The organism is Moorena sp. (genome assembly GCF_982860115.1).
Genome location: NZ_CEYLVT010000253.1, coordinates 1 through 10,094 on the forward strand (window position 1 = coordinate 1; position 10,094 = coordinate 10,094).

Sequence of the window (10,094 nt, forward strand, 5' to 3'; positions counted from 1 at the left end):
GGCAAGATGCCAGTTCTACCAAGATGCCCATTAACTGGCAAGATGCCAGTTCCACAGGATTTTTTGCCTGTTCCCTGCTCCCTAAAACCTAAAACCTAAAACCTAAAACCTAAAACCTAAAACCTAAAACCTAAAAATTTGTACCTCATGGGTATAAGACTTGCTATATACTCCTTGACCTAATCCTAAAACCTAATCAACTGCTAATCACCATTAGGTATGTTATAGCTGCTGCGATCGCTAAGGTGGATTCATACCAAAAAAAAGAGTGAATTAACCATGGCTACGTTAGTAACTGAAACTCAGAAATTATCCAACTTAATTCCCGAATCAGAACTAAATTTACTCAAGTCACTGCCACAATCTATTCAGGATCAGGTAGTTCCTAGCCCCGATTTATCTAAGTCTGCTGGTACACCGGTTCAGTTAAATTTGACCCAGATACAACAGTTAGTTCCCAATGATTCAGGCTTACAAAGCTTATCGTCGAAACCTATAATCTCAGGGCCTTTTAACTTTATTATTGGTACTCCCAATCCTGACTTTTTAGTGGGTAGTAACAACAACGATTTCATTTTAGGACGTGGCGGAAATGACATTATTGTAGCACTTGGTGGCAATGACCTTGTGTTTGGTGAAGAGGGAAATGACATTGTTATCGCTGGCTCAGGTAACGATTTTGTGTCTGGCGGCTCAGGTAACGACTTTGTATTTGGCGGCTCTGGTAATGATATCTTGGATGGTGGCTCAGGTAATGACTCCCTATTCGGGGGAACTGGCAAAAACCATTTCATTGGCAGTAGTGGTAATGATGTCCTGGATGGAGAGGAAGGCAACGATACCGTCGATTACACTGGTCTCGGTCGAGCTATTACTCTTTTACCCACCGGAATCGTTAACAAAAGTGGTCTTGGTCAGGATGAGCTGATCCGAGTGGAGACGATTATTGGGGATGCCGGTCAAGCTAATACTATTGATGCCTCTTCTGCTGGTAGTGGTGCGTCTGTGAACGTAAATCTGCAACAGAACAGTTTACAGATTAATGTTGTTAATGGTCCAGTTCTGAATCGCACTGTCCAAAACTTTGTGAATGTCAAGGGTGCTGGTCGCAACGATACCATTATTGGTGATAACAACAGTAATCAACTTACTGGTGGTGCAGGAAGTGACGAGATTACTGGTGGCGGTGGTAATGATACCATCGTAGGTGTCGATCCCAACAGTAAACAGCCAGGTGTTAATGAAATTGATGTCTTAACCGGAGGAGCTGGTGCTGATAAATTTGTGATTGGAGATAGCAAAAATCCTTACTATGTCGGTGGAAAAGGATTTTTGGGTCTGAATGATTACGCTCTACTTAAGGATTTCCAATCCGGTACGGATAAAATCCAACTCAAAAAAGCTAACTATATCTTTGGATCAAACTTTATCGCTCTCAATAACGGCTTCTCTTCTTCTGAGAAAAGTCTTGCTTCAGCTGAACAGATTGTTCAGGATATTGCTGGAGGTAAGAGTTTAGGTGTTCAATCTCAGCTCATCATAGAGGATAGTTTAGACTCTTTTACAATCGTGCCTAATTTCGGCTTTGATATTGTTGCGATTGTGTCTGGTGGCTATAACCAAGGGGATCTGATCTTTGTATAACGATTAGTTTGGTTGGCAGTGCTTAGCAATGCGATGTTCCTAAGGAACCGCTTCGCGATCGCGCTTCTTGGTGAATCGGTTTGGTTCACTGCCCACCCTACATCTACTGATTCACTTACCTGATTCACTCATTACCCCAAGTTATGACTTTTGTCAATCACTTGGGGTAATTTTTGTTTCTATTAATAAAAATCTGCCCTATCTCCCTTGGCCAGATCCCCAGAACAATTGATATGTAGCCATCTCAGCCCCAATAAATCTTGTAAATACCCAGGATCCGAGAATTCGTTACAAAACTTTATATACAACTGTAGAAAAATCGGATTTTTGGAGTGATTAAAAAAGTGATGGCAGCCAAGACCCCTTAATGGTCTTCATGGGACTTTGAAATTTTTGGGCTCCTTCCACGGCCCTGTCCCGATCTCGGTGATCGGTGATTGGAGTCTAAGATTTTGTCAAAGTCCGAGTAATCAACTGCTCTTGACCATTAGGTATTGTCTAGATGCTGCGATCGCTACGTTAGGTACATTCAAAAAAAAGTAAATTGACCATGGCTACGTTGCTAAGTAACACTCAGACATTATCCGACCTAATTCCCAAATCAGAACTAGATTCAATAAAGTCACTGCCAAAATCTATCCAGAATACAGTAGTTAGTATCCCCCAACCTAGGTCTGCTGGTACACTGACTTCGTTAAATTTGACCCAGTTACAAAAGTTAGTTCCCGGTGAGTCAGACTTACGAGCATTATCGCCGAAAACTAAAATCCCAGGAATTGTTAACGTGATTTTTGGTACTCCCGGAGATGATCCTCTACCGGGTACTAACACAAACGATTTAATCCTGGGACTTGGCGGAGATGACACCATTTTCGGATTCGGTGGCCATGACGTTCTGTTTGGGGGCTCAGGTAACGATATTATTTTCGGCGGGTCAGGTAATGACGTTCTGTTTGGGGGCTCAGGTAACGACTTTCTTCTCGGTGGCTCAGGTAACGACTGTCTGTATGGTGGCTCAGGTAATGACTTTATGTTTGGGGGCTCAGGTAACGATTTTTTATCTGGCGGCTTAGGTAACGACATTCTTATAGGCGGCTCAGGTAACGATTGTCTGTTTGGGAACTCAGGTAACGATCGTCTGTTTGGAGGCTCAGGTAATGATACTCTGTCTGGGGGCTCAGGTAACGACTCTCTGGTTGGGGGCTTAGGTAACGATATTCTTATCGGTGGCTTTGGTGATGATACCATCGTAGGTGTAAATCCCAACGGTAGCAATCCAGGTATTAATGAAAAGGATACCTTAACCGGAGGAGCTGGTGCTGATAAATTTGTGCTTGGAGATAGCAACAATCCTTACTATGTCGGTGGAGGAGGATTATTTGGTCTCAATGACTACGCTCGAATTACGGATTTCCAATCCGGTACGGATAAAATTCAACTCAAGTCAGGCATCAACTATATCTTTGGATCAAACTTTATCGCTGTCAGGAAAGGCTTCTTTATTTCTAAGAACAGTATTGCTTCAGCTGAACAGATTGCTAATAATATTGCTGGAGGTAAGAGTTTAGGTGTTCAATCTCAGCTAAGCACAGGGGATAGTTTGAAGTCTGTTCAGATCGTGCCTAATTTCGGCTTTGATGTTATTGCTATAGTCTCTGATGGCTATAACCAAGGGGATCTTTCCTTTGTCTAAGCACTAGTACAGGGTGGCGGCAACAACTGACTAGTTAAAATCTCCTTGATCTGGTTTGTTTCCTGTTTTTCCTCTGTTTTCATCCGTTGGTGGGCAGTGACTAGCAATCGGCTTTGGCTTGATAAATCGGTCTGGTTCACTGCCCACCCTACATCAATTGTGATTAATCCTTTGGTGGGCAGTGCCTAGCCATGGGCTTTGGCTTGGTGAATCGGTCTGGTTGACTGCCCACCCTACATGAACTTCATAATTTATCTCCATCAACTTCATAATTTATCCTTCATAATTCATCTATAATTCATAGTTTATTATTCACAATTTATCCTTAATTCTCTCCATCAACTTCATAATTTATCTTTCATAATTCATCTATAATTCATAGTTCATTATTCACAATTTATCCTTAATTAAAATTTTATAATTAATCCTTGATAGGACTTGATTTGATGCAGTAAATGAATTACTCTTCTATCTAGAGAACGAAAAAAGATAAATGGGTGGCAAGTGGAATTCTGCCCCCATCGGTAAGATAGCTGTTTTGGCGTTATTCAAGGTGCCCTTACTTGCCTAGTTTGTGGTTGCCAGAATAAACACGGTGCTTAGCACTCCCTAGGGTTTTGGGTTATCCCAAAACTCGATTATAGGTATGGGTAACTTCAAATCGGAGCCTATAGATTTAATCACAAATAATCTCCAGGATTATAGATAGGTGGAGTGTGTAAATTTTCGTTCCAAAGTAAACGAATTATTCACAGGACAAACCCATCTAAATTATAGAATCCTTACTCATAAAAGATTTCAAAATTCATCAGGATAACTACTTATCCTATGAATTCCATATCCAGTAGGCATTCCAAAATAAGATGCGTTTACCCTGTCTGAGTAATCAACTGCTCATGACCATTAGGTATGGTCTAGGTGCTGCGATCGAAACGTTAGGTACATTCAAAAAAAGAGTAAATTGACCATGGATACGTTAATAGATACAACTGAGAGCTTATCCAGCATTTCAATATCAGAACTAGATTCAATCAAGTCACTGCCAAAATCTATCCAGGATTTAATAGGTATTATCCCTCCGGTATCTGAGCCTGTTGGTACACCGAATGAGTTAAATTTGACGGAAATACAACAGTTATTTTCCGATGATCCAGGCTTACTAAAATTACCGTCGAACACTCAAATCATATGGTGCGATAATGAAGATGGTACTCCCAACGATGATAGTATAGAGGGGACTGACAAAAACGATTTCATCCAGGGAGGTGAGGGAAATGACACCATCTGGGGATTCGGTGGCGATGACCTTCTGCAAGGTCAGGGGGGAAATGACATTCTTTTCGGCGACTCAGGTAAGGACTTTCTTCTCGGTGGCTTAGGTAACGACTTTCTTCTCGGCGACTCAGGTAAGGACTTTCTTCTCGGGGGCGATGGCAATGACTCTCTGTCTGGGGGTTCAGGTAACGACTCTCTTTTCGGGGACGATGGCAATGATTCTCTGTCTGGGGGCTCAGGTAACGACTCTCTGTCTGGTAACTCAGGTAACGACACTCTTCTCGGTGGCTCAGGTAACGACTCTCTGTTTGGGAACTCAGGTAATGACTCTCTTCGAGGGGGCTTAGGTAATGACTCTCTTCGAGGGGGCTTAGGTAACGACACTCTGCTTGGTGGCGATGGTGATGATACCATCGTAGGTGTAGCTCCGAAGGGTAACAATCCAGGTATTAATGAAATTGATATCTTAACCGGAGGAGCTGGTGCTGATATATTTGTGCTTGGAGATAGCAGCAATCCTTACTATGTTGGTGGAGGAGATAGTGATTTTGCTGTAATTACGGATTTCCAATCTGGTACGGATAAAATCCAACTCCATGGAGACATCAATGACTATGATATCGATTTTATCTCTTTCTCCGGAATTACCTTGATCGATTATATCAATAGTCCTTCCCCGGATTTTATTGCTATAGTTTTTGGTATCGTTAACTCAGGGGATCTGTGCTTTTAATAACGATTAGTACACGGTGGTAGAAATAACTGACCAGTTAAAATCTCCTTGATCTGGTTTGTTTCCTGTTTTTCCTCTGTCTTCATCCGTTGGTGGGCAGTGCCTAGCCATGGGCTTTGGCTTGGTGAATCGGTATAGTTCACTGCCCACCCTACATCTACTGTGATTAATCCGTTGGTGGGCAGTGTCAAGTAATTCTATCGCTAGCTTGATGAATTGGTTTGGTTCACTGCCCACCCTACATCAACTACCCAAGAATTTTCTTAAGAAATTTCATAGTGATTAAATAGGTGGGCTTCACACCTGTTGTTCCCAATCCCCCGGAAGCTAAGGTGCTGCCACTCAACAAAGGATTATCAGACGCATAGTAAGCATAACGCAGCTTTACCTTATCATCGATACTTTTTCGGATCATAGAAGCAGCTTGAATTGCCTTTTGTAAGTGTGCCCCTTCCATCTCCAAGCCAATTACATTCCACGATGAACTTTTGAAATAAGCTAAAATATCAGAGTTTTGCAAAGAGGTTCCCATTACTGTCACCAACGCTCCTTCATAAATGGGAATGCCATCATCTTGAAAATCCTCACTAGTCAGCTCATTAACAAAAGGATAATTATCGGCTGTTCCCTCAAAGATGTGTGCCGTTGGTAGCATTAAGTCGCCCTTGTGTCCCACCAATATTCCCGCTTTTCCCATTACCGAAATCGATTTGACATTCAGTTTTTGGGATTGCCCACCGGTTTTATAAGGTTTGAGCAATTCATCCATAATCTCAAACGCTTGTTCCCCAAAGGCATAATCCATTACCAAGATAACTGGCTTTTCTTGTTCAATTATGTTATGATTAATGGGTAACTCAGAAGATAGCAAAGCTAGGGGTAACATAGCCGTATCAAAAATTTGCACGTGGATATTTGTCCCAGCTCTATCGGCCAGATAAAACATCCCGTTTTGTAAGGCAAACTCCCTAACCTCTTGGTTTAAGTGGGCGTTTTCTGGTAAACTCAACTCACGGGCAATGTCTTCAATTTTTTTGTCTTCTCCCAAGGTGTTTTTCAGTGCTGATGGCGCAAATAAGCAATTCATCACGCTATGCAAATTCGCACTAATAATATGGAGTGGGCGCTCCCATAAGTTTTTTTCTAACACAAAGCTTTTAATATCAGTTGCCCACTGCGCCCCGTGGATATGATGTCCAATCCGCTCCCGCAGTGTGGAACTGAAAGTAATTTTGCGATCGCGTTGGGATTGGACTTCTTCCATGGCCACTCGACCCAGCCAATAAATAATATCAAATAGACCATTATTATCAGAGCTTCCCTGAGCCAGGCGATGGTAAGCGTGTTTGGTTTCTTCAAAGGTGCGTCCTAAAAGAGTACTTAAGTAAGAAAAAGCTCGATGCTGGACTTCAAGGTCTTCTGACACCAACGACTTAGGATTATCCGGGGATTGTTGACCTGTAACCATTTCTTCGAGCTTTATCCACTCTCGTGTTGGTTGACCTTCCTCCAGAGCATGGTCTCTAATTTTATTAGCTTCGATATAAATAAAGGTCAGATGGGTAAGAATGTCATAAATCTCGCTACGCCCTCGGGTAATTTCGATCAGCATCGTTTCTTGATCAATGCGGTAGCAATTACGGCGACGTTTAGCAGGAACAATCGTCTCAAATCCTGATTGACTATACCCTTCTGCCGCCACCAGTTTCACAAAACGACACATTTCAATGCCGCAGGGTAAGCGATCGATAACATAAACTAGACCATTCAATTCCACTTTCTGTGGGTCAGCAATGGAGCCATAAATTTCCGGTTGCAAAGTCAGCAACGCTTGCCTCAAGGCTGCACCAGAAGCACCCCCCGGCTTGTAGTATCCTCGGATAAATAGATGTCGCATGATCACATAAATCCGTTCGATAGCAGCCCGAGATTCTTGAGCACGAGTTCTTGGCGGAACCGGAATAGTCATAGAGAGGCACTGTTACGATTGCTAGGAATGATATCAAGTATAGTTGGGTCAATTACCCATGACCCATGACCCATGACTTAATAAATTGCTGTCTGTTCGCGCTCCTTCAAATCCTGCACCTGTTGTTCCAAAGTAGCAATGCGGTCTATCAATGTCCGAATTAGCTTGGCCTCTACATCGGGCAGTTTGTGGTGTGCCAGAGGATCGGGGTTACTTTTTTGTGAAACAATCCGACCTGGAATGCCCACTATCGTGGAGTTATCGGGCGCATCTTTCAGTACAACTGAACCAGCCCCAATGCGAGAGCGATCGCCAATTCGGATGTTGCCTAAAACACTGGCTCCAGTACCGACTACCACATTGTCACCTAAGGTAGGGTGACGCTTACCTTTATCCTTGCCCGTTCCCCCCAGAGTCACATTCTGGTAAATTAAGCAATAGTCACCCACGATGGCGGTTTCACCAATAACTACTCCCATACCGTGGTCGATAAATACACCTTTGCCAATGGTTGCCCCTGGATGAATTTCAATCCCCGTTAACCACCGCCCCAGATGGGACAAAAACCGAGGCAAGAAGGGAAGCTCACGAGAATACAACCAGTGAGCAACTCGATGTAGCATTAAAGCATGCAAGCCAGGATAGCAAAAGAGTACTTCTAGCCAATTTCGGGCAGCTGGGTCTCGTGTGAAAATAACGTCGATATCTGCCCAAAGGGTTTGCCACCAACCAAAAGCAAAAGAGGAAGTAGTAGACCTAGAAGAAGCATCAGATCCTGCAGCGGGGTTTGTTGGTACATCACAGCTTTGGGATTTGGTACTGATGTCTTCGCTTCTAGTAAAGGTAATAGGTTGTAGCATTTAGATGTCTCCTGAATGACTATGACTTCCTGAGCTTTTGAGAATTATTTCCAGACTTAAGCAGAGGTGATGGGCTCAAATCACGGTATTTTTTGACTGAATAGTCAAAAAATGGGCAAAAAAAATTTTGCTACCTTTGAACCGATTATTCGAGTACAGACAAAGCTACCTCCAGAATGTCATCTAGATAAGAACAACTTGGATGTATTTTACCTCGGACATTGAAACCCAATATAACATGATGCAGAAAGCGAGCAAGTTGACGTGGATTAGCCGCCCTTGGCAACTCCTGAGCTGCCACAGCCCTCTCCAATGTCCGCTCCAAGGCTTTGTCCACTTGACCGGTTAGGCACTGAACCATCTTAGCCACTGCTGGGTCATGGGGAGCCAACTCCATCATAGTATTGGCCATCATACACCCACGATATTTGGGACAGATAGCCTCAGAAGCCAACCCTCTGATTAGATTACGGATGTTTTCTAAGGGAGAGCCCGGTTGATTCAACTGTTGCTCAATGCAGCTGACTACGGTTTGTCCATAGTGCTGTACTGCCTCCAAAAACAGAGCATGTTTACTACCAAAGGTGTTGTACAGGCTTTGGCGTTGGATGCCCATGTGCTTTAGCAGGTCATTGAGCCCCGTAGAATTATAGCCTTTAGACCAGAACAGGTCCATAGCTTTTTCTAGGGCTTCTTCCCGGTCGAACTCTAGCTTTCTTCCAACCATAGTTTTAACCTAGCACAATTTTGACTGTTTAGTCAAGAATGCCAGTAAAAAAAATTCCCTCATCCCACACTTGAGTCGGGAGTCGGGAGTCGGGAATCGGGAGTCGGGAATCGGGAGTCGGGAGTCGGGAGTCGTCAGAACCGGAAAATGGGAATTATTCTCCCCATCTCCCCATCTCCCCATCTCCCCATCCTCACCCAATTGAGAACTGCTATATTTCGGCATCTTAACTGTCTCTCAAGTAATGACTTCATCAGCAGTTAATTTTGATTAATAAAATTCCAAAACTTATCAAAAATTCTATTTGGTATATCGGCAAATTCATTAGTTGGTATCTAGTTGGTATATCCTCAGAGCATAAGCATTTCATCCAAACATCAAGATTTGTTTCAATTTTATATCATTGAGTATTGTAGGTGATAACTTGAATAAGGTAAACCCAACCCAGTTTGTCATGTAGAAACTCACAATTAACTTTTAGGAGATTGATATGGAACATAGCCTTGGATATCAATTTCAAGCCAGTTCTAAAGACGGGAATGCTTTGGTGCAAACTCAAGCACAGGCTCTAATCTATAATAGATATCCTAAATTGCTTCGGACTTTGAGTCAGTCCCTGACGATTTGTCTAGTGGATGAAGTGGTATTTACTCAAATTCAAGAGTGGAAAGATAGAGATTATATATATCTTAGTGCATTGGCAGATACGATCCAATTAAAAATTCGAGATACTTTAAAAGGAAGTCCTGAAAAAGCCAGTCGTGCAGAGGAGATTGTTGAGACCTGTGTCAAGGATTGGATAAAGTCAATTGCTCATGAGCTTGACAATGCGATCAAACCTATTTTAGAAAAAAATATTTCAAACAATAACGCTAATAAAAAGCTAGATTTTACTGAAACAAACGTAACATTTATTCGAGTTGGAAATGTCTACTATGAGTTGGATGTTGAGAGACTTGTACAGATTTTATCCTCATCAGCAATTGTCGGCGCAATTGTTGTAATTATTGTGCCGGTAATCGGTGCTATTCTAGATGTCCTAGTGGGATATATTGTTGCTCTGGTTCTAATCTATATTCTCGCTACATTTATTGCTGCTACTGGGGCAGGTTTGTCTATTGCTTTACCGTTATATGCGAGCTAACAGGGGGACAACGAGGCATGAAAGTCTTATGTAGTGAGAGATACAGCAG

At 42.6% G+C, this 10,094-nt stretch carries 10 protein-coding genes; 4 read left to right on the top strand and 6 right to left on the bottom strand.

From position 1 onward, the window contains the following. Positions 1-279 precede the first annotated feature (279 nt). Together AC4II3_RS28020 and AC4II3_RS28025 are read left to right on the top strand one after the other, a co-directional pair. Complete coding sequence (locus tag AC4II3_RS28020; RefSeq protein ID WP_488014290.1) at positions 280-1,644, top strand: calcium-binding protein; 1,365 nt, start codon at positions 280-282, stop codon at positions 1,642-1,644. Positions 1,645-2,194: 550 nt separating this feature from the next. Continuing rightward, the gene (locus AC4II3_RS28025; RefSeq protein WP_488014288.1) at positions 2,195-3,337 is read left to right on the top strand and encodes a calcium-binding protein; all 1,143 of its coding nucleotides are present in this window, start codon (positions 2,195-2,197) and stop codon (positions 3,335-3,337) included. Here the strand turns inward: AC4II3_RS28025 and AC4II3_RS28030 are convergent. Continuing rightward, the gene (locus AC4II3_RS28030; protein WP_488014286.1) at positions 3,334-3,477 is read right to left on the bottom strand and encodes a hypothetical protein; all 144 of its coding nucleotides are present in this window, start codon (positions 3,475-3,477) and stop codon (positions 3,334-3,336) included. The two genes, AC4II3_RS28025 and AC4II3_RS28030, sit on opposite strands and share 4 nt — an antisense overlap. A gap of 827 nt (positions 3,478-4,304) precedes the next feature. On the opposite strand from AC4II3_RS28030, the gene AC4II3_RS28035 reads away from it, so the two are divergent. Continuing rightward, positions 4,305-5,345, top strand: coding sequence for a calcium-binding protein (locus tag AC4II3_RS28035; RefSeq protein WP_488014284.1), 1,041 nt, complete (start codon positions 4,305-4,307; stop codon positions 5,343-5,345). On the opposite strand, the gene AC4II3_RS28040 is transcribed toward AC4II3_RS28035, so the two are convergent. From AC4II3_RS28040 to AC4II3_RS28060, 5 genes are all read right to left on the bottom strand, one after another. Continuing rightward, complete coding sequence (locus tag AC4II3_RS28040; RefSeq protein ID WP_488014282.1) at positions 5,342-5,536, bottom strand: hypothetical protein; 195 nt, start codon at positions 5,534-5,536, stop codon at positions 5,342-5,344. The two genes, AC4II3_RS28035 and AC4II3_RS28040, sit on opposite strands and share 4 nt — an antisense overlap. 56 nt (positions 5,537-5,592) lie before the next feature. Then, positions 5,593-7,314, bottom strand: coding sequence for a DUF6909 family protein (locus tag AC4II3_RS28045; RefSeq protein WP_488014281.1), 1,722 nt, complete (start codon positions 7,312-7,314; stop codon positions 5,593-5,595). A gap of 77 nt (positions 7,315-7,391) precedes the next feature. Then, positions 7,392-8,174, bottom strand: coding sequence for a serine O-acetyltransferase (gene cysE / locus AC4II3_RS28050; RefSeq protein ID WP_488014279.1), 783 nt, complete (start codon positions 8,172-8,174; stop codon positions 7,392-7,394). Positions 8,175-8,319: 145 nt separating this feature from the next. Beyond that, positions 8,320-8,901 carry a TetR/AcrR family transcriptional regulator gene (locus AC4II3_RS28055; RefSeq protein ID WP_488014277.1) on the bottom strand — a complete coding sequence of 194 codons (582 nt, stop codon included), beginning with the start codon at positions 8,899-8,901 and terminating at the stop codon, positions 8,320-8,322. Positions 8,902-8,910: 9 nt separating this feature from the next. Next, complete coding sequence (locus AC4II3_RS28060; RefSeq protein WP_488014275.1) at positions 8,911-9,126, bottom strand: hypothetical protein; 216 nt, start codon at positions 9,124-9,126, stop codon at positions 8,911-8,913. Between the two features lie 265 nt (positions 9,127-9,391). Here AC4II3_RS28060 and AC4II3_RS28065 point away from each other — a divergent pair, with 265 nt between their 5' ends. Next, positions 9,392-10,045, top strand: coding sequence for a hypothetical protein (locus AC4II3_RS28065; protein ID WP_488014273.1), 654 nt, complete (start codon positions 9,392-9,394; stop codon positions 10,043-10,045). The last annotated feature ends 49 nt before the right edge of the window (positions 10,046-10,094 follow it).

Bases quoted from the DNA above. Each gene is read 5' to 3' on its own strand.
- AC4II3_RS28060 (WP_488014275.1), bottom strand. From the start codon at position 9,126: ATGCCGAAATATAGCAGTTCTCAATTGGGTGAGGATGGGGAGATGGGG.
- AC4II3_RS28065 (WP_488014273.1), top strand. From the start codon at position 9,392: ATGGAACATAGCCTTGGATATCAATTTCAAGCCAGTTCTAAAGACGGG.
- AC4II3_RS28045 (WP_488014281.1), bottom strand. From the start codon at position 7,314: ATGACTATTCCGGTTCCGCCAAGAACTCGTGCTCAAGAATCTCGGGCT.
- AC4II3_RS28020 (WP_488014290.1), top strand. From the start codon at position 280: ATGGCTACGTTAGTAACTGAAACTCAGAAATTATCCAACTTAATTCCC.
- AC4II3_RS28035 (WP_488014284.1), top strand. From the start codon at position 4,305: ATGGATACGTTAATAGATACAACTGAGAGCTTATCCAGCATTTCAATA.
- cysE (WP_488014279.1), bottom strand. From the start codon at position 8,174: ATGCTACAACCTATTACCTTTACTAGAAGCGAAGACATCAGTACCAAA.
- AC4II3_RS28025 (WP_488014288.1), top strand. From the start codon at position 2,195: ATGGCTACGTTGCTAAGTAACACTCAGACATTATCCGACCTAATTCCC.
- AC4II3_RS28055 (WP_488014277.1), bottom strand. From the start codon at position 8,901: ATGGTTGGAAGAAAGCTAGAGTTCGACCGGGAAGAAGCCCTAGAAAAA.